This window comes from Paenibacillus sp. FSL H7-0357 (assembly GCF_000758525.1).
In the GTDB taxonomy this organism is placed as follows: Bacteria; Bacillota; Bacilli; order Paenibacillales; family Paenibacillaceae; genus Paenibacillus_AQ.
Genome location: NZ_CP009241.1, coordinates 6,928,036 through 6,943,785, shown reverse-complemented (window position 1 = coordinate 6,943,785; position 15,750 = coordinate 6,928,036). Strand labels below are relative to the sequence as shown.

General features: G+C 46.1%; 30 protein-coding genes. All 30 read left to right on the top strand.

Features of this window, described 5'->3' with window-relative positions; translation table 11 throughout:
• The first annotated feature begins 56 nt into the window (after positions 1 to 56).
• A complete protein-coding gene (locus H70357_RS30745) occupies positions 57 to 689 on the top strand; it encodes a Crp/Fnr family transcriptional regulator (RefSeq protein WP_197073632.1) in 633 nt (210 codons plus the stop codon).
• 243 nt (positions 690 to 932) lie between these two features.
• The gene (locus H70357_RS30740) at positions 933 to 2,204 is read left to right on the top strand and encodes a globin-coupled sensor protein (RefSeq protein WP_197073631.1); all 1,272 of its coding nucleotides are present in this window, start codon (positions 933 to 935) and stop codon (positions 2,202 to 2,204) included.
• A gap of 247 nt (positions 2,205 to 2,451) precedes the next feature.
• The gene (gene rpsJ, locus H70357_RS30735; protein ID WP_017692074.1) at positions 2,452 to 2,760 is read left to right on the top strand and encodes a 30S ribosomal protein S10; all 309 of its coding nucleotides are present in this window, start codon (positions 2,452 to 2,454) and stop codon (positions 2,758 to 2,760) included.
• Between the two features lie 44 nt (positions 2,761 to 2,804).
• Entirely contained in the window at positions 2,805 to 3,428 is a 624-nt protein-coding gene (gene rplC / locus H70357_RS30730) for a 50S ribosomal protein L3 (protein WP_038597077.1), read from the top strand.
• Between the two features lie 25 nt (positions 3,429 to 3,453).
• On the top strand, positions 3,454 to 4,077 hold the full coding sequence (gene rplD / locus H70357_RS30725) for a 50S ribosomal protein L4 (protein ID WP_038597074.1): 624 nt from the start codon (positions 3,454 to 3,456) through the stop codon (positions 4,075 to 4,077).
• Positions 4,077 to 4,370 (top strand): 50S ribosomal protein L23, encoded by a 294-nt coding sequence (rplW, locus tag H70357_RS30720; RefSeq protein ID WP_019908225.1) that lies wholly within the window; start codon positions 4,077 to 4,079, stop codon positions 4,368 to 4,370. The genes rplD and rplW overlap by 1 nt, the downstream gene beginning before the upstream one ends.
• A gap of 27 nt (positions 4,371 to 4,397) precedes the next feature.
• A complete protein-coding gene (gene rplB, locus H70357_RS30715) occupies positions 4,398 to 5,228 on the top strand; it encodes a 50S ribosomal protein L2 (RefSeq protein WP_038597071.1) in 831 nt (276 codons plus the stop codon).
• Positions 5,229 to 5,304: 76 nt separating this feature from the next.
• On the top strand, positions 5,305 to 5,583 hold the full coding sequence (gene rpsS, locus H70357_RS30710; protein ID WP_038597069.1) for a 30S ribosomal protein S19: 279 nt from the start codon (positions 5,305 to 5,307) through the stop codon (positions 5,581 to 5,583).
• A gap of 31 nt (positions 5,584 to 5,614) precedes the next feature.
• A complete protein-coding gene (gene rplV / locus H70357_RS30705) occupies positions 5,615 to 5,947 on the top strand; it encodes a 50S ribosomal protein L22 (protein WP_019908228.1) in 333 nt (110 codons plus the stop codon).
• Between the two features lie 13 nt (positions 5,948 to 5,960).
• A complete protein-coding gene (gene rpsC / locus H70357_RS30700; protein ID WP_038597067.1) occupies positions 5,961 to 6,626 on the top strand; it encodes a 30S ribosomal protein S3 in 666 nt (221 codons plus the stop codon).
• A 2-nt stretch (positions 6,627 to 6,628) separates the two neighbouring features.
• Entirely contained in the window at positions 6,629 to 7,063 is a 435-nt protein-coding gene (rplP, locus tag H70357_RS30695) for a 50S ribosomal protein L16 (protein ID WP_036652954.1), read from the top strand.
• Positions 7,053 to 7,250: a 50S ribosomal protein L29 gene (gene rpmC, locus H70357_RS30690; RefSeq protein WP_019908232.1), complete on the top strand. Its 198-nt coding sequence runs from the start codon at positions 7,053 to 7,055 to the stop codon at positions 7,248 to 7,250. The genes rplP and rpmC overlap by 11 nt, the downstream gene beginning before the upstream one ends.
• 43 nt (positions 7,251 to 7,293) lie before the next feature.
• Positions 7,294 to 7,560 (top strand): 30S ribosomal protein S17, encoded by a 267-nt coding sequence (gene rpsQ / locus H70357_RS30685; RefSeq protein ID WP_038597064.1) that lies wholly within the window; start codon positions 7,294 to 7,296, stop codon positions 7,558 to 7,560.
• A 39-nt stretch (positions 7,561 to 7,599) separates the two neighbouring features.
• Positions 7,600 to 7,968, top strand: coding sequence for a 50S ribosomal protein L14 (gene rplN, locus H70357_RS30680; RefSeq protein WP_019908234.1), 369 nt, complete (start codon positions 7,600 to 7,602; stop codon positions 7,966 to 7,968).
• 60 nt (positions 7,969 to 8,028) lie between these two features.
• A complete protein-coding gene (rplX, locus tag H70357_RS30675) occupies positions 8,029 to 8,382 on the top strand; it encodes a 50S ribosomal protein L24 (protein WP_019908235.1) in 354 nt (117 codons plus the stop codon).
• 30 nt (positions 8,383 to 8,412) lie between these two features.
• Positions 8,413 to 8,955 (top strand): 50S ribosomal protein L5, encoded by a 543-nt coding sequence (gene rplE / locus H70357_RS30670; protein WP_038597061.1) that lies wholly within the window; start codon positions 8,413 to 8,415, stop codon positions 8,953 to 8,955.
• 45 nt (positions 8,956 to 9,000) lie between these two features.
• Positions 9,001 to 9,186: a type Z 30S ribosomal protein S14 gene (locus H70357_RS35550; protein ID WP_036589425.1), complete on the top strand. Its 186-nt coding sequence runs from the start codon at positions 9,001 to 9,003 to the stop codon at positions 9,184 to 9,186.
• Positions 9,187 to 9,218: 32 nt separating this feature from the next.
• Positions 9,219 to 9,617 (top strand): 30S ribosomal protein S8, encoded by a 399-nt coding sequence (gene rpsH, locus H70357_RS30665; protein ID WP_019908239.1) that lies wholly within the window; start codon positions 9,219 to 9,221, stop codon positions 9,615 to 9,617.
• 30 nt (positions 9,618 to 9,647) lie between these two features.
• Positions 9,648 to 10,190, top strand: coding sequence for a 50S ribosomal protein L6 (gene rplF / locus H70357_RS30660; protein ID WP_038597058.1), 543 nt, complete (start codon positions 9,648 to 9,650; stop codon positions 10,188 to 10,190).
• A gap of 84 nt (positions 10,191 to 10,274) precedes the next feature.
• Entirely contained in the window at positions 10,275 to 10,643 is a 369-nt protein-coding gene (gene rplR / locus H70357_RS30655) for a 50S ribosomal protein L18 (RefSeq protein WP_038597055.1), read from the top strand.
• A gap of 27 nt (positions 10,644 to 10,670) precedes the next feature.
• Complete coding sequence (gene rpsE, locus H70357_RS30650) at positions 10,671 to 11,168, top strand: 30S ribosomal protein S5 (RefSeq protein ID WP_036652980.1); 498 nt, start codon at positions 10,671 to 10,673, stop codon at positions 11,166 to 11,168.
• Between the two features lie 14 nt (positions 11,169 to 11,182).
• Entirely contained in the window at positions 11,183 to 11,368 is a 186-nt protein-coding gene (rpmD, locus tag H70357_RS30645) for a 50S ribosomal protein L30 (RefSeq protein ID WP_019908243.1), read from the top strand.
• Positions 11,369 to 11,408: 40 nt separating this feature from the next.
• Positions 11,409 to 11,849 (top strand): 50S ribosomal protein L15, encoded by a 441-nt coding sequence (gene rplO / locus H70357_RS30640; protein ID WP_020427058.1) that lies wholly within the window; start codon positions 11,409 to 11,411, stop codon positions 11,847 to 11,849.
• A complete protein-coding gene (secY, locus tag H70357_RS30635; protein ID WP_038597052.1) occupies positions 11,849 to 13,147 on the top strand; it encodes a preprotein translocase subunit SecY in 1,299 nt (432 codons plus the stop codon). Before rplO ends, secY begins: the two co-directional genes overlap by 1 nt.
• 97 nt (positions 13,148 to 13,244) lie before the next feature.
• Entirely contained in the window at positions 13,245 to 13,889 is a 645-nt protein-coding gene (locus H70357_RS30630; protein ID WP_038597049.1) for an adenylate kinase, read from the top strand.
• Positions 13,890 to 13,893: 4 nt separating this feature from the next.
• Positions 13,894 to 14,646: a type I methionyl aminopeptidase gene (map, locus tag H70357_RS30625; protein WP_038597047.1), complete on the top strand. Its 753-nt coding sequence runs from the start codon at positions 13,894 to 13,896 to the stop codon at positions 14,644 to 14,646.
• Positions 14,647 to 14,655: 9 nt separating this feature from the next.
• On the top strand, positions 14,656 to 14,964 hold the full coding sequence (locus H70357_RS30620) for a KOW domain-containing RNA-binding protein (RefSeq protein ID WP_038597045.1): 309 nt from the start codon (positions 14,656 to 14,658) through the stop codon (positions 14,962 to 14,964).
• 2 nt (positions 14,965 to 14,966) lie between these two features.
• Complete coding sequence (gene infA / locus H70357_RS30615) at positions 14,967 to 15,182, top strand: translation initiation factor IF-1 (RefSeq protein WP_018753971.1); 216 nt, start codon at positions 14,967 to 14,969, stop codon at positions 15,180 to 15,182.
• A gap of 53 nt (positions 15,183 to 15,235) precedes the next feature.
• Entirely contained in the window at positions 15,236 to 15,349 is a 114-nt protein-coding gene (gene rpmJ, locus H70357_RS30610; protein ID WP_003322638.1) for a 50S ribosomal protein L36, read from the top strand.
• Between the two features lie 19 nt (positions 15,350 to 15,368).
• Positions 15,369 to 15,737 carry a 30S ribosomal protein S13 gene (gene rpsM / locus H70357_RS30605; RefSeq protein WP_020427053.1) on the top strand — a complete coding sequence of 123 codons (369 nt, stop codon included), beginning with the start codon at positions 15,369 to 15,371 and terminating at the stop codon, positions 15,735 to 15,737.
• The last annotated feature ends 13 nt before the right edge of the window (positions 15,738 to 15,750 follow it).

Here is a 15,750-nt window from a genome sequence, read left to right as displayed (position 1 = left end):
ATTCTTGTGTTTCTCAGGTGCCCGTATTCAAGAATCTATCAGATGAAGAATTGGTAATGGTAGAAGCGATAGTAGAATCGAGCTATTATGCTAAAGGAAGTCTTGTATTCCGAGAGGGAGAAGAGTCAGATTCGCTTTTTGTAGTGAAGAGTGGCCTCATTAAGCTCACGCAGAGCAATAAAGAAGGCAAGCAGCATATCCTCCGATTCCTGTTCCCCGGCGACTATTTCGGACAGTTTGCTTTGCTGCACCACAAACAAAATTATGTAACAGCCGAAGTTGTAGAGAGTGGAAGTGTATGCCGGATGCACCGCAAACAATTTGTTCCTTTATTGGAGAACAACGCGGCGCTTGCATTCAGCTTTTTAATGTCAATGAGCGAACAGTTGCATCAAGCCGAAGAGCTGGCTGGTGCAATGCATATATATGATGTAGAAAAACGCCTCGCCCGGTTGCTGCTTTATCTGCATAACAGAAATCAATCGGAGGATTCCTCCCGTGTACAAGGTAACAGCATTGATTTGCCGGCTGCCAAAAAAGAGTTCGCCGCTATGATTGGAGCCACTGCCGAAACACTTAGCCGCAAGCTGAATTATCTGGAAAGTATGGGGATTATCACGGTCCGTAAAAGAACGGTAGACATTTTAGATCTAAAAGCACTGAATCAAATGGCAGAAATGAAAGAATAGAATCTAGAAACGACAATATACGACAAAATAACGGTCCGAATAACTTATTTTTCAACATTATTCAACAAAATATTACTTAAAATTCTTTACAATTATTCTATCCATAGAGTAAAATATTTCTATATCAGCGATGTTATTTTCAGGAAATTCAGGGAGAGTGGAAGTATGGGGAAATGTCCTTTTTCTTTTATGCATGGTCTAACATCACGTAACACAAGCGAGGAATCTCCCGAAGTGCACTCAATGGACAGCAAGAATCTTGTACCCACTGCCACACAGTCTTTTCATACCCTTGACGGGCATGAGGAACTCAATGAACAGATGCGAATGATTGACTTGACTGAGGAAGATCTTACGCTTCTGCGTCTATTGAAACCGGTTGTAGAAAGAGATATCGACATCATAACCGACCAGTTTTACAAGACTGTGCTTGGAGTCGGTAAACTGGAAGCGATTATCCTTGAACACAGCAGTATTGAACGGTTAAAAAAGACTTTAAAGCAGCATATTATTGAAATCTTCGATGGAAACGTTGATGAACATTATATTGCCAAACGTCTCAGCATTGCGAAGATTCATAAGAGAGTCGGACTGGAGCCGAAATGGTATTTGTCGGCTTTTCAAAACCTGCAGAATGTATTTATTACAGCTGTATATAATCAATCCCTGAAAGAAAACGAGACCTTAAAAGTGGTTCAGACCATAACCAAACTGCTGAATTTGGAACAACAGCTGGTACTGGAAGCGTATGAGAAGGAAAACACCAGAGAGAAGGAAGAGCAGTACTTAATTGTAAAAAATGAACTGAAGCAAAAAATTGCAGAATTCAGCGGTGAGCTAATAGATCTCAGTATGGATACTAACGCTGCTGTAGAGCAGCTGGTGGCAAGCAGTAACGAAGTGAGTAGTACGTTCCAACGAACTGCAAGTTCGGCTAAGGAGTCTCAGGGGATGGCTAGGGACGGGCATGAGCACTTGGACAGCCTTACCGGTCAAATTCATCTGATTTATGAAAGCACCAATGAAATGGAACGGTCGGTGGATGAACTAAGCAGCTCATCTCGGCAGATCCAGAAGATTGTTGCAGCTGTTCAGGAAATTGCTGATCAGACCAAAATTCTTTCACTCAATGCTACTATAGAAGCTGCGAGGGCTGGAGAGCATGGTAGAGGCTTCAGCGTAGTTGCGCAGGAGGTCAACCGGCTAGCCGAGGATACCAAGAATACAGTTGTACGCATCGGCGAGCTAACCGATCTATCAGGGAGGCTGACCTCTCAGGTTGTTGAAGAGATCCGCAAGGTACAGGAACTGACTAAGAGCGGTAAACATCAATCGCTTGAGACCAGCCGGCTGTTTAGTGAAATCGTGGATTCCATGCAGACCAGCACCCAGGAAATTGTGACCGTAGAACAAGAGATAAGAGTGTTGATTCAAACTATCGAAGGAATCGGCTCTACAACGGCACAATCTGCCGCCTCAGCGGAGTATTTCCGATCAGCTACAGAGGGTCTTTAATTAGGAACGACTACATATGTGCCATATATATAGAAAGAAAACAACTTGTGAAAAAAATCATGAGTTGTTTTGTATTTTCGCTTGCAAAGTGTCCGCCTATTATATATAATAATAAATGTTGTTCTGAGACGTTGCGATGATGTGAGAGGTTACTGACACACCCGGCCCCTTTGCCATGAGGTCGACGTCAGAAAATTTTCACGGAGTATGTCCGATAATAAATTGGGCGATAGAAGGAGGGACTAAAATGGCAAAGCAAAAAATTCGTATCCGCTTGAAAGCATACGACCACAGAATTCTTGATCAATCCGCAGAGAAAATCGTTGAAACAGCAAAACGTTCGGGTGCTGGTGTATCCGGGCCGATCCCGCTGCCAACTGAGAAGCAAATCATTACTATTCTCCGTGCGGTACACAAGTACAAGGATTCCCGTGAACAGTTTGAACAACGGACTCACAAACGTTTGATCGATATTGTGAACCCAACACCACAAACTGTGGATGCCTTGATGCGCTTGGATCTACCGTCCGGTGTAGATATCGAAATCAAATTGTAATACTATCTATTAAAGCAACTAGGAAAAGAAAAGAGGTGTCAACATTGAAAGGTATCTTAGGAAAAAAACTCGGTATGACTCAAGTGTTTACTCCAGAAGGTAACGTAATCGCGGTTACGGTTATCGAAGCTGGTCCTTGTGTGGTACTGCAAAAGAAAGACCTGAATATCGACGGATATGAAGCAGCGCAGTTGGGCTTTTCCGACAAGAAGGAAAGTCGCTCCAACAAGCCTGAACAGGGTCACGCCAAAAAGGCAAATGCAACACCTAAGCGCTACGTTCGCGAAATTCGCGGTGTTGACCTCGGGGCACTCGAGGTTGGACAAGAGCTGAAGGTTGATATCTTCGCTGAAGGCGAATTTGTTGACGTAACAGGTACATCTAAGGGTAAAGGTTTCCAAGGTGTTATCAAACGCTGGGGACAAAGCCGCGGACCAATGGCACACGGATCGCGTTACCACAGAAGACCAGGTTCCATGGGTTCCATCCAAGCTAACCGTGTTCCAAAGGGCAAACGCCTGCCAGGACATATGGGTCACACGACCGTAACGGTTCAAAAGCTTGAAATCATCAGAGTAGACGTTGAACGTAACGTATTGCTGGTTAAAGGCGCTATTCCAGGTCCTAAAAACAGCTTTGTGAAAGTTAAACAAACCGTTAAGAAATAATTACTGAAGAAAGGAGGAACATGAAATGCCAAAAGTAACACTTTTTAATATTAGTGGTAACGAAGTTGGCGAAGTTGAATTGAGCGATACAGTGTTCGGTATTGAACCGAATGTGCATGTTCTGCACGAAGCTGCGCTTATGCAAAGAGCTTCCCTTCGTCGTGGTACACATAAAGTAAAAGGACGTTCTGAAGTGCGTGGCGGCGGACGTAAGCCTTGGAAACAAAAAGGTACAGGTCGTGCTCGTCAAGGCTCCATTCGTTCTCCACAATGGAAAGGCGGCGGCGTAGTCTTCGGACCAACACCACGCAGCTATTCCTGGAAACTGCCTAAGAAAGTTCGCCGTTTGGCCATCAAATCCGCGTTGTCCTCGAAAGTACTCGGGAATGACATCATCGTATTGGATAGCTTGACAATGAATGCTCCGAAGACGAAAGAATTCGCGGCGATTCTGAACAATCTTAAAGTAGGCAGCAAAGCCCTGATCGTAGCTCCTAGCTATGATGACAATGTGGCACTTTCCGCTCGTAACATCCCTGGGGTGAAATTCGTAGCGGCTGACGGCATCAATGTTCTTGACGTACTGACGTACGACAAACTGATCATCACTAAAGAAGCAGTTCTGAAGGTAGAGGAGGTGTTCGCGTAATGAAAGATCCTCGTGATATTATCAAACGTCCGGTGATTACGGAACGCACATCCGAATACATGAGCGAATTGAAATACGCTTTTGAAGTGGATATCCGTGCTAACAAGACCGAAATCAAAAAAGCTGTCGAGGCTATTTTCAAAGTTAAAGTAGTTAGTGTGAACACAATGCGCGTACCTGGCAAACTGAAACGTTACGGCAAATACTCCGGATATACTCCAGAGTGGAAAAAAGCCATCGTGAAGCTCAGCCCGGACAGCAAACCGCTCGAATTCTTTGAAGCGGTAGAATAATACTCTGTAAAGTAAGGAGGGAATACAGTGCCAATCAAAAAGTACAAACCGACATCTCCGGCCAGACGTAACATGTCCGTGTCTACGTTTGAAGAAATCACAACAAATGAGCCAGAGAAATCTTTGCTTGCGCCGCTGTTCAAACATGCGGGCCGTAACAACCAAGGTAAAATTACAGTTCGTCACCATGGCGGCGGACACAAACGTAAATACCGTATCATCGACTTCAAACGTACAAAAGACGGCATACCAGGTAGCGTTGCTACGATCGAGTATGACCCGAACCGTACATCCAATATTGCTTTGATCCACTATGCCGATGGAGAGAAACGTTACATCCTCGCTCCTCAAGGCCTTAAAGTTGGGGATAAGATTGAGTCCGGCCCTGCGGCTGACATCAAAATTGGTAACAGCCTTCCGCTGGCGAACATTCCAGTCGGTACAGTTATCCACAACATTGAACTTAAACCAGGCAAGGGCGGCCAGTTGGTACGCGCTGCCGGTACAGAAGCTCAATTGCTGGGTAAAGAAGAAAAATACGTTTCTGTTCGTTTGACTTCCGGTGAAGTTCGCAGAATCCTCAGCGTATGCCGTGCAACGATCGGATCCGTAGGTAACGGTGATCATGAACTGATCAAGATTGGTAAAGCCGGACGCAGTCGCTGGCTGGGCAAACGTCCTGAAGTACGCGGTGTTGTAATGAACCCTAACGATCACCCACACGGTGGTGGTGAAGGCCGCGCTCCAATCGGACGGAAATCGCCTATGTCTCCTTGGGGCAAACCAACCCTCGGCTACAAAACGCGTAAGAAAAACAAGGCATCTGATAAATATATCGTTCGCCGCCGCACGAAATAAGACGCTTCTGGCAAGTTAGCTTAACGCGAAGCGTCGATTCGCGGTTTGAAGAACCGGATGAAGGGAGGATTCACACATGGGTCGCAGTTTAAAGAAGGGGCCGTTCATCGATGGCTACCTGCTGAAAAAAGTTGAGGAATTGAACGAGGCAGATAAGAAGGTCGTTGTTAAAACCTGGTCCCGTCGCTCTACCATTTTCCCTCAGTTTATCGGACATACGTTTGGTGTATATGACGGCCGTAAACACGTGCCAGTATACGTAACGGAAGATATGGTAGGTCACAAGTTGGGCGAGTTCGCGCCAACACGTACTTACAAAGGCCACGCGGGTGACGATAAGAAAACAAGAAGATAATTAAGGTCTTCGTTCGAGAGGAGGGAAAACAATGGAAGCAAAAGCACATGCAAGATCGGTGCGGATTTCCGCTCGCAAAGCGAAACTGGTTGTTGACTTGATTCGCGGCAAGCAAGTGGGGGAAGCAATTGCAATTCTTCGCCACACTCCAAAATCCGCTTCTCCAGTAGTTGAGAAGTTGCTTAACTCGGCGATCGCCAATGCTGAGCATAACTACTCTATGGACGTGAACAGTTTGTTCGTTAGCGAAGTTTTCGTTAACCAGGGTCCTACGATGAAGCGTTTCCGTCCACGCGCCATGGGCCGTGCAAGTCGGATCAATAAACGTACCAGCCACATTACTTTGGTGGTATCTGAGAAATAAGGAGGGATAACACGTGGGTCAAAAGGTAAATCCAGTCGGACTCCGAGTCGGAATTATTCGCGATTGGGAATCTAAATGGTATGCAGGCAAAGATTTCGGTACTCTTTTAATGGAAGACGTCAAAATCCGGGAATACCTTAAAGGTAAGTTGAAGGATTCCGCTGTTTCCCGCATCGAGATCGAAAGAGCGGCAAGCCGCGTGAACGTTACAATTCACACTGCTAAACCAGGTATGGTAATTGGTAAAGGCGGAGCAGAAGTAGAAGTACTTCGCAGCGCAGTTACAACTATCGCTGGTGGCAAAAAGGTTCACATCAACATCAACGAAATTAAGCACCCTGAACTGGATGCAATTCTTGTTGCTGAAAGCATTGCACAACAATTGGAACGTCGTGTATCGTTCCGTCGTGCTCTGAAACAAGCGATTCAAAGAACTATGCGTTCCGGTGCAAAGGGAATTAAAACTCAAGTTGGCGGACGTCTTGGCGGCGCTGAGATTGCCCGTTCAGAAGGTTATAGCGAAGGAACAGTTCCACTTCATACGCTTCGTGCCGATATCGATTACGGAACGGCTGAAGCACATACTACTTACGGCCGTATCGGTGTAAAAGTATGGATCTACCGTGGAGAAGTTCTTCCCCCAGCTAAGAAACAAGCTGCTCAGGAAGGAGGCAACTAATCATGTTGGTACCAAAACGCGTTAAACACCGCAAGCAACAACGCGGTCACATGAAGGGTATGGCAAAAGGCGGTACCGAATTGAACTTCGGCGAATTCGGCTTGCAAGCTTTGGAGCCGTCTTGGATCACTAACCGTCAGATCGAAGCTGCCCGTATCGCAATGACACGTTACATCAAACGTGGCGGTCAAGTTTGGATCAAGATTTTCCCAGATAAGCCTATTACTCAAAAACCTCTTGAGGTTCGTATGGGTAGTGGTAAAGGTAACGTTGAGAAATGGGTAGCCGTAGTTAAACCGGGCAAGATTATGTTCGAACTCGGAGGCGTGTCGGAAGAAATCGCTCGTGAAGCGATGCGTCTTGCCGCTCACAAGCTGCCTATCAAGACTAAGTTTGTGAAACGTGAAGAATTGGGTGGTGAAGCAAATGAAAGCTAATGAACTTCGCAACTTAACCACTGCCGAGATTGAACAAAAGATCGCAGGATTCAAAGAAGAACTTTTCAATCTCCGTTTTCAATTGGCAACTGGCCAATTGGATAACCCGACTCGGATTCGTGATGTGCGTAAGGAAATAGCTCGTGCTAAAACCGTTATCCATCAAAGAGTACTCGGGATCAGCTAAGTGAGGGCGGATTAATGATCCGTAATCAGGAAGGAGGCTAACTATGAGCGAAGAACGTAATGCACGTAAGGTGCTGATCGGTAAAGTAGTCAGCGACAAAATGGATAAAACCATCGTAATTGCTGTTGAAACCTATAAGAAACACAATTTGTATCACAAACGCATCAAGTCTACGAATAAATTCAAAGCACATGATGAGGAAAACGTTGCTAAAATCGGTGATACTGTAAAAATCATGGAAACTCGTCCTTTGTCTAAAGACAAACGTTGGAGACTTGTTGAAGTGGTTGAAAAAGCGGTTATCATCTAAGATAATGAGCAGAGCCTTTCCGGAAGGAGGAAATTAATAATGATTCAACCATTTACACGTTTGCATGTGGCTGATAACTCTGGTGCGAAGGAACTGATGTGTATCCGCGTACTGGGTGGTACTGGACGCCGTACAGCAGCAATCGGTGATCTGATCGTTTGTTCCGTTAAACAAGCAACACCAGGCGGCGTTGTCAAAAAGGGTGATGTTGTTAAAGCGGTGGTTGTTCGTACTAAACGTTCTGTGCGCCGTAAAGACGGTTCTTACATCGCATTCGACGAAAATGCAGCTGTTGTTGTTAAAGACGACAGAAGCCCGCGCGGAACACGTATCTTCGGACCAGTTGCTCGCGAACTTCGCGATAAAGACTACATGAAGATCGTTTCCTTGGCACCGGAAGTAATCTAAAAAAGTTACCCCTAAAGTAACGTGAAGTTCTGAGAAGGTTAGTCATAGGAGGTGTAATAAATGCCTAGAGTGAAAAAAGTTCTGGAATCCCATAACAATAAACTGCATGTGAAGAAAGATGATGTGGTACTTGTGATCAGCGGGAAAGACAAAGGTAAAAAAGGCCGTGTCATCGCTGCTTATCCTCGTGAAAACCGCGTCCTGGTAGAAGGCGTGAACATGGTGAAAAAACACCAGAAGCCTAACCAGTTGAATCCGCAAGGCGGAATCATCGAACAAGAAGCTTCGATTCATGTGTCCAACGTAATGCACATCGATCCGAAGAGCGGTAAAGTTACTCGTATCGGTTACAAAGTACTCGATAACGGTAAGAAGGTTCGGGTAGCAAAGAGATCCGGAGAGATTATCGACTAATACAGTCCTAAAGAAAGGAGGTAAATCTTCATGGCAGCAAGAATGAAAGAACGTTATTTGAATGAAATAACACCTGCTCTGATGCAGAAGTTTAACTATACAACTGTTATGCAAGTACCTAAGATCGAGAAGGTTGTCATCAACATGGGTGTGGGTGACGCTGTTCAGAACTCCAAAGTACTTGATGCTGCAGTTAATGACTTGCAACTGATCGCTGGTCAAAAGCCAGTAATCACTAAAGCTAAAAAATCCATCGCCGGTTTCAAACTGCGCGAAAATATGCCGATTGGGGTTAAAGTAACACTGCGCGGCGAGCGTATGTATTACTTCCTGGACAAATTGTTCAACGTAACGCTTCCACGCGTACGTGACTTCCGCGGTGTTTCCACTAAAGCCTTTGACGGCCGTGGTAACTACACGCTTGGTCTTAAAGAACAACTGATCTTCCCAGAAATCGAGTATGACAAAGTGGATAAGGTCCGCGGTATGGACATCGTTATCGTAACGACTGCAAAGACGGATGAGGAATCCCGTGAGCTGCTGAATCAGCTGGGAATGCCTTTCGCTAAGTAAGAATCATCCATTTCTCCGAAACTGTTTAGGAGGTGTCAGGCTAAAGTGGCAAAAACTTCGATGAAAGTTAAACAACAACGCGAGCCTAAGTTCAAAGTACGTGCATATACACGTTGTGAGCGTTGCGGTCGTCCACATTCGGTACTGCAAAAGTTCAAAATTTGCAGAATTTGTTTCCGTGAGTTAGCTTATAAAGGCCAGATCCCTGGCGTGAAAAAAGCAAGTTGGTAAGAAGTTTATAAACGGGAAGGAGGTTTACACACATGACTATGTCTGATCCTATTGCAGATATGCTTACTCGTATTCGTAACGCCAACACTGTGCGTCACGAGACAGTAGAAATGCCTGCTTCTACTATGAAAAAACAAATCGCGGACATCTTGAAGCGTGAAGGTTTCATCCGTGATGCGGAATTCGTTGAAGATAGCAAACAAGGGATTATCCGTATCTTCTTGAAATACGGCCCTAACCAAGAGCGTGTTATCTCTGGTCTGAAAAGAATCAGTAAACCAGGCCTTCGCGTTTACACGAAGAGCAATGAAGTGCCTCGTGTACTCGGCGGCCTAGGAATCGCGATTATCTCCACATCTAAGGGAGTTATGACCGACAAAGAAGCTCGTCAATCAAAATCGGGCGGAGAAGTTGTCTGCTACATTTGGTAATAAACGTCACAAGATAAGGAGGTGCAACACATGTCTCGTATTGGTCGCAAACCAATCGCAGTACCTAGCGGTGTAGATGTCACTTTGGACAACGCCGTTATTACAGTAAAAGGTCCTAAGGGCACTTTGACTCGTGAGCTTCATAAAGACATGAAGGTTACAGTTGAAAATAACGAAATCACCGTTGTCCGCCCGTCGGACAACAAATTGCATCGTTCACTTCACGGCACAACCCGCTCCGTTGTCAACAACATGGTAAGCGGTGTGACTGAAGGTTTCTCGAAATCTCTGGAGCTGGTTGGGGTCGGATATCGTGCAAGCAAATCCGGAGATAAAATCGTTCTGAACGTTGGTTACTCCCACCCGGTTGAAATTACACCGGAAGCGGGCATCGAGTTCGAAGTTCCTGCGAACACGAAGATCATCGTTAAAGGTATCGATAAAGAACGCGTTGGCGCTTATGCTGCCAAAATCCGTTCCGTACGTGAACCAGAACCGTATAAAGGTAAAGGTATCAAATATGAAGGCGAGCGTATCATCCGCAAGGAAGGTAAAGCCGGTAAGAAGAAATAATCGGCTTACTCTTCATTGTAAGATACCCCGTGCATCTTAAAGTGAAGCTGTTTACGGCAAACTGAAGGGAGTGAAAGGGAAGTCATGATTACAAAAGAGGATAAAAACAAGGCTCGTCTCAAAAGACACCTGCGTGTTCGTAAAAAAATCCAGGGAACTACTGAGCGTCCACGTTTGAACGTGTTCCGTTCTTCGAAACACATCTACGCTCAATTGATCGATGACGTGACAGGCGTTACAATCGTATCTGCCTCGACACTTGATAAAGATCTGAGCGCTACAATCGGCAATGGCGGCAGCGTTGAAGCTGCAAGCAAAGTAGGTCAACTGATCGCTGAGCGTGCTAAAGCTAAAGGTTATGCAGTGGTTGTATTTGACCGCGGTGGATACTTGTACCATGGACGAATTCAGGCTTTGGCTGATGCAGCTCGCGAAGCTGGTCTTGAATTCTAGAATATTTCTTAAAAGGAGGTTAACGACTTGCGTGTAGATCCGAACAGTTTAGAGCTGACAGAAAGAGTTGTACACATTAACCGTGTAGCAAAAGTTGTAAAAGGCGGACGCCGTTTCAGCTTTAGTGCACTTGTTGTTGTGGGCGATGGCAACGGCTACGTTGGTGCTGGTATCGGTAAAGCCGGCGAAGTTCCGGATGCCATCCGTAAAGGCATTGAAGACGCCAAGAAAAACCTGATTCACATTCCAATCGTAGGAACTTCGATTCCCCATCTGGTTACTGGACATTTCGGCGCAGGACGCGTGCTGCTGAAACCAGCATCGGAAGGTACTGGCGTTATTGCCGGCGGTCCAGTTCGTGCGGTATTGGAATTGGCAGGCGTTGGCGACATCTTGACAAAATCTTTGGGTTCTTCGAATTCCATGAACATGGTCAATGCAACTTTAGAGGGTCTTTCCCGTCTGAAACGCATTGAAGAGGTCGCGAAACTTCGCGGCAAATCTGTCGAAGAATTGCGCGGTTAAGGAGGGGAACGTCAATGGCAAAATTGCAAATTACCCTCGTACGCAGCGTAATTGGACGTCCAGAAACACAACGTGTTACTGTTAAGACGCTCGGCCTGCGTAAGACTAACTCGTCCGTGGTTCACAATGACACTCCTGCAATTCGCGGAATGATCAACAAAGTGAGCCACTTGCTGTCCGTTACAGAAATCGAAGGCTAAACGCCTCGCATAAATTAACAAACATAAGGAGGTGCAAACGATGAAGTTACATGAACTTGCTCCAGCTCCGGGTTCCCGCAAAGAACGCAATCGCGTTGGTCGCGGACCTAGTAGCGGTAACGGAAAAACTTCCGGTCGCGGTCATAAGGGTCAAAACTCCCGTTCCGGCGGTGGTGTTCGTCCCGGCTTCGAGGGTGGACAAAACCCACTCTATCGTCGTCTGCCTAAACGTGGTTTCATCAATCCTACCCGTAAAGAGTATGCGATTGTGAACCTGGAAGATCTGAATAGCTTTGCTGAAGGAACTGAAGTGACTCCACAGTTGCTGATTGAAACTGGTGTTGTCAAGAATTCCAAAAGCGGCATTAAGATTCTCGGTAACGGCGAACTAGCCGTTAAATTGACTGTACAAGCAAATAAGTTCTCTCAATCTGCGGTAGAGAAAATCGAGGCTGCCGGCGGTAAAACCGAGGTGATCTAATGTTCAAGACGCTTAAGAATATATGGCATATTGAAGATTTGCGCAAAAAGATCCTGTTTACCCTGTTCGTTCTGATCATCTACCGACTCGGTTCGTTTGTACCGGTTCCTGGTGTGAACAAAGAAGTACTGGAAACAACAAATCAAAGCGGCGACGCTTTGATGGGTCTTCTGAACACCTTCTCGGGCGGAGCGCTCAAAAACTTCTCGATTTTTGCGATTAGTATTTACCCGTACATTACAGCATCGATCATCGTGCAATTACTGTCGATGGATGTTATCCCTAAGTTTGCCGAATGGGCTAAACAAGGGGAGCACGGGAAAAAGCAACTGGCGCAAGTCACCCGTTACGGCACAGTAGTGCTCGGTCTGATTCAAGCGTTTGCGACTTCAATCGGATTCAACCGGATCTACAGCACTGAGATGATTCCGAATGCAACCTTTGCGGATTACCTGCTTATCGCGATCATTCTGACTGCAGGTACATCGTTCCTGATGTGGCTGGGTGAGCAGATCACGGAAAAGGGAATAGGAAACGGGATTTCGATCCTGATTTTTGCGGGAATCGTCGCTGCCATACCGGGACATATCACGGCTACGGCTCAGTCCAGCTTTATACAGCCGGATCAGATGTTCCTTAATATTCTTAAAGTCGTTATCGTGTTGATCTTGGTTGCGGCGATTATTGTTGGAGTAATCTTCGTACAGCAAGGGATTCGTAAGATTCCTGTGCAATATGCCAAACGCGTAGTCGGTAACAAGATGTATGGTGGACAGAATACGCATATTCCGCTGAAGATTAACGCAGCAGGCGTTATTCCTGTCATTTTCGCTGTTTCTCTACTGCAATTCCCGGTTGTACTCTCCAGCTTCTGGTCAACACATGAGTGGGCGAAATGGGTTGCTGGCAACCTGAAGTTTAATGAGCCTCTCGGTATGGTTCTGTATGTGCTGATGATTATTGGATTTACGTTCTTCTATACGTTTGTTCAGATGAATCCACAGCAGATGGCCGATAACATGAAGAAGAATGGCGGTTATATCCCGGGCATTCGTCCTGGTAAAGCAACGGAGAAATATCTCACCAAGGTAATGTCCCGTCTGACTATGTCCGGCGCGCTGTTCTTGGCGTTTATATCCGTACTTCCTGTATTCTTCGGGAAGCTCTCCGGTCTACCTGATTCGGTTCAGATTGGTGGTACATCCATCCTGATCGTTATCGGTGTAGCATTGGATACCATGAAGCAGATCGAGAGCCAATTGATCAAACGCCATTACAAAGGCTTCATCAATAAATAGTGGATAGGTTCCGGCGAAGCATGAGATTTACAGACTTCCCGGCACCTATTGTGCTGTTTCTTGCTTGGTGGCGAACTTTTGGGGGGAGAGAGAAATCGTGAACATTCTATTCATGGGCCCTCCTGGGGCAGGCAAGGGGACACAAGCAGCAGTTATCGTTAAAGAGCTTGGCATTCCGCATATTTCGACAGGTGACGCCTTCCGCTTGGCAATCAAGCAGGGGACTCCGGTTGGACTGAAGGCCAAATCTTACACCGAACAAGGCTTGCTTGTACCTGATGATGTGACTATTGGGATCGTTGAAGAACGGCTTCAGCAGTCCGATTGCGAAAAAGGTTTCTTATTGGATGGCTTTCCAAGAACCCTTTCGCAAGCGGAAGCGCTGGAAGATATCTTAAGCCGCCTCAATATTTCATTGGATCATGTAATCAACTTGAATGTAGACCGTGGACTGCTGATGGCGCGTCTTACGGGACGTAGAATCTGCAGAGTTTGCGGAGCATCCTACCATTTAATTTTCAACCCGCCGAAGCAAGAAGGCATTTGCGACATTGATGGCGGTGAGTTGTATCAACGTCCGGATGACAACGAAGAGAGCGTAGGCAAGCGTCTGGATGAGTATGATAACAAGACAGCACCGCTGCTTGCGTTTTATGAGAATAAAGGTCTTTTGCGTCAGGTAAACGGAGAAAACGAAATCAATGTCGTTACTTCCGAAATCGTATCTTTGTTGCGAGGTTAATGTAATGATCATTTGTAAATCCGAGCAGGAACTTGCCTTTATGAGGGAAGCTGGTCGAATTGTTGCCGAGAGTCACCGGTTGATCGCTGAGGCTATCCAGCCTGGCATCACAACCGGAGAGCTCGACAGAATCGCCGATCAATACATTCGCAGTCAAGGTGCTGTGCCGTCTTTCAAAGGTTACAACGGTTTTCCTGCCAGCATTTGCGCTTCAGTCAACGAACAATTGGTGCATGGATTTCCGGGTAAACGCAAATTGATGGAAGGCGATATAATAACGCTTGATATCGGTGCAGAGTACCGCGGTTATCACGGTGATTCCGCTTGGACCTACGGAGTGGGCAGCATTTCTGATGAAGCTCAGCGCTTGCTGGACGTCACGGAAGGCTCCTTGTACGCAGGACTGGCGTTAGTCAAACCGGATGTGCGCTTGTTTACAATCTCCCATGCGATCCAGCAAACTATTGAAGACGCCGGATTCTCCGTCGTAAGAGAGTATGTGGGTCACGGCATCGGGGCAAAACTGCATGAAGAACCGCAAATTCCGAACTATGGCATAGCGGACCGCGGACCACGTCTGAAACCGGGTATGGTACTCGCGATTGAGCCGATGGTGAACGTAGGGGACAGATATGTCAGAACGCTGGAAGATAACTGGACGGTCGTTACGGTAGACGGTTCATTGTGTGCTCACTTCGAGCATACAGTAGCAGTTACACCGGACGGCATGGAAATTTTCACGAAACTGAATGTGTAGGTGATCTTGATGAATACTCAGAGCAGCCCGCAGATTGGTCAATTGGTGAGAATTCTCAAAGGCAAAGATGCCGGAGAGGCTGCCGTTGTTATCGCAGTTGTGGATAGCAGATTTGTATATATTGCCGATGGGGACAAACGGAAGTTTGATGGGCCGAAGAAGAAGAACATTCAACATCTGGAGCTCATACCCTTTATCAGCAGTGAGGTTGTGAACAGTTTGGAAGAAACCGGCCGGGTTACCAACGGAAAGCTGCGTTTTGCAGTGATGAAGTATGGCGGACCTGCTGGAATAAGTGCAGATGAGAAAGGAGACTAACTGTGGCTAAAGAAGATGTCATTGAAGTCGAAGGTACGGTCATTGAGCCGTTGCCGAATGCAACGTTTAAGGTTGAGCTTGAGAACGGTCATCAAATACTTGCCCATGTGTCCGGGAAATTGCGGATGCACTTTATCCGTATCCTAACCGGAGACAAAGTGGTCGTGCAGTTATCGCCTTACGATTTATCTAAAGGTCGTATAACTTACCGTAAATAGATGGGAACTACAACAAAAGTTTTGCTTCGCAAAACTTTGAGGAGGTAATTAACATGAAGGTAAGACCTTCTGTGAAGCCCATTTGCGAGAAATGCAAAGTCATCCGCCGCAAAGGGACTGTTATGGTAATTTGCGAAAATCCGAAACACAAACAAAAACAAGGTTAAGAAGGGGGTGTAGCGTAAAATGGCTCGTATAGCTGGAGTGGATTTGCCACGTGATAAACGCGTTGAGATCGCCTTGACTTATATTTTCGGAATCGGTAAAACGACTTCCCAGAAAATTCTTAATGAAACAGGCATTGACGTTAACACACGTGTCCGTGATTTGACGGAAGATGAAGTCAGCAAACTGCGTGAAATGATCGACAAGTCAGTTAAGGTTGAAGGTGACCTGCGTCGTGAAATTTCCTTGAATATTAAGCGTCTTACTGAGATCGGCTGTTACCGCGGTGTTCGCCACCGTCGTGGATTGCCTGTTCGCGGTCAACGCACTAAAACGAATGCCCGTACCCGGAAAGGCCCGCGTCGTACGGTAGCAAACAAAAAGAAATAATAAGGGGGGATAA

What these genes read in the sequence shown, in the direction of transcription:
- H70357_RS30745 (WP_197073632.1), top strand. Translation starts at nt 57, where the DNA reads ATGGTAGAAGCGATAGTAGAATCGAGCTATTATGCTAAAGGAAGTCTT.
- H70357_RS30740 (WP_197073631.1), top strand. Translation starts at nt 933, where the DNA reads ATGGACAGCAAGAATCTTGTACCCACTGCCACACAGTCTTTTCATACC.
- rpsJ (WP_017692074.1), top strand. Translation starts at nt 2,452, where the DNA reads ATGGCAAAGCAAAAAATTCGTATCCGCTTGAAAGCATACGACCACAGA.
- rplD (WP_038597074.1), top strand. Translation starts at nt 3,454, where the DNA reads ATGCCAAAAGTAACACTTTTTAATATTAGTGGTAACGAAGTTGGCGAA.
- rplW (WP_019908225.1), top strand. Translation starts at nt 4,077, where the DNA reads ATGAAAGATCCTCGTGATATTATCAAACGTCCGGTGATTACGGAACGC.
- rpsS (WP_038597069.1), top strand. Translation starts at nt 5,305, where the DNA reads ATGGGTCGCAGTTTAAAGAAGGGGCCGTTCATCGATGGCTACCTGCTG.
- rplV (WP_019908228.1), top strand. Translation starts at nt 5,615, where the DNA reads ATGGAAGCAAAAGCACATGCAAGATCGGTGCGGATTTCCGCTCGCAAA.
- rplP (WP_036652954.1), top strand. Translation starts at nt 6,629, where the DNA reads ATGTTGGTACCAAAACGCGTTAAACACCGCAAGCAACAACGCGGTCAC.
- rpmC (WP_019908232.1), top strand. Translation starts at nt 7,053, where the DNA reads ATGAAAGCTAATGAACTTCGCAACTTAACCACTGCCGAGATTGAACAA.
- rpsQ (WP_038597064.1), top strand. Translation starts at nt 7,294, where the DNA reads ATGAGCGAAGAACGTAATGCACGTAAGGTGCTGATCGGTAAAGTAGTC.
- rplN (WP_019908234.1), top strand. Translation starts at nt 7,600, where the DNA reads ATGATTCAACCATTTACACGTTTGCATGTGGCTGATAACTCTGGTGCG.
- rplX (WP_019908235.1), top strand. Translation starts at nt 8,029, where the DNA reads ATGCCTAGAGTGAAAAAAGTTCTGGAATCCCATAACAATAAACTGCAT.
- rplE (WP_038597061.1), top strand. Translation starts at nt 8,413, where the DNA reads ATGGCAGCAAGAATGAAAGAACGTTATTTGAATGAAATAACACCTGCT.
- rpsH (WP_019908239.1), top strand. Translation starts at nt 9,219, where the DNA reads ATGACTATGTCTGATCCTATTGCAGATATGCTTACTCGTATTCGTAAC.
- rplF (WP_038597058.1), top strand. Translation starts at nt 9,648, where the DNA reads ATGTCTCGTATTGGTCGCAAACCAATCGCAGTACCTAGCGGTGTAGAT.
- rplR (WP_038597055.1), top strand. Translation starts at nt 10,275, where the DNA reads ATGATTACAAAAGAGGATAAAAACAAGGCTCGTCTCAAAAGACACCTG.
- rpmD (WP_019908243.1), top strand. Translation starts at nt 11,183, where the DNA reads ATGGCAAAATTGCAAATTACCCTCGTACGCAGCGTAATTGGACGTCCA.
- rplO (WP_020427058.1), top strand. Translation starts at nt 11,409, where the DNA reads ATGAAGTTACATGAACTTGCTCCAGCTCCGGGTTCCCGCAAAGAACGC.
- secY (WP_038597052.1), top strand. Translation starts at nt 11,849, where the DNA reads ATGTTCAAGACGCTTAAGAATATATGGCATATTGAAGATTTGCGCAAA.
- map (WP_038597047.1), top strand. Translation starts at nt 13,894, where the DNA reads ATGATCATTTGTAAATCCGAGCAGGAACTTGCCTTTATGAGGGAAGCT.
- H70357_RS30620 (WP_038597045.1), top strand. Translation starts at nt 14,656, where the DNA reads ATGAATACTCAGAGCAGCCCGCAGATTGGTCAATTGGTGAGAATTCTC.
- rpmJ (WP_003322638.1), top strand. Translation starts at nt 15,236, where the DNA reads ATGAAGGTAAGACCTTCTGTGAAGCCCATTTGCGAGAAATGCAAAGTC.
- rpsM (WP_020427053.1), top strand. Translation starts at nt 15,369, where the DNA reads ATGGCTCGTATAGCTGGAGTGGATTTGCCACGTGATAAACGCGTTGAG.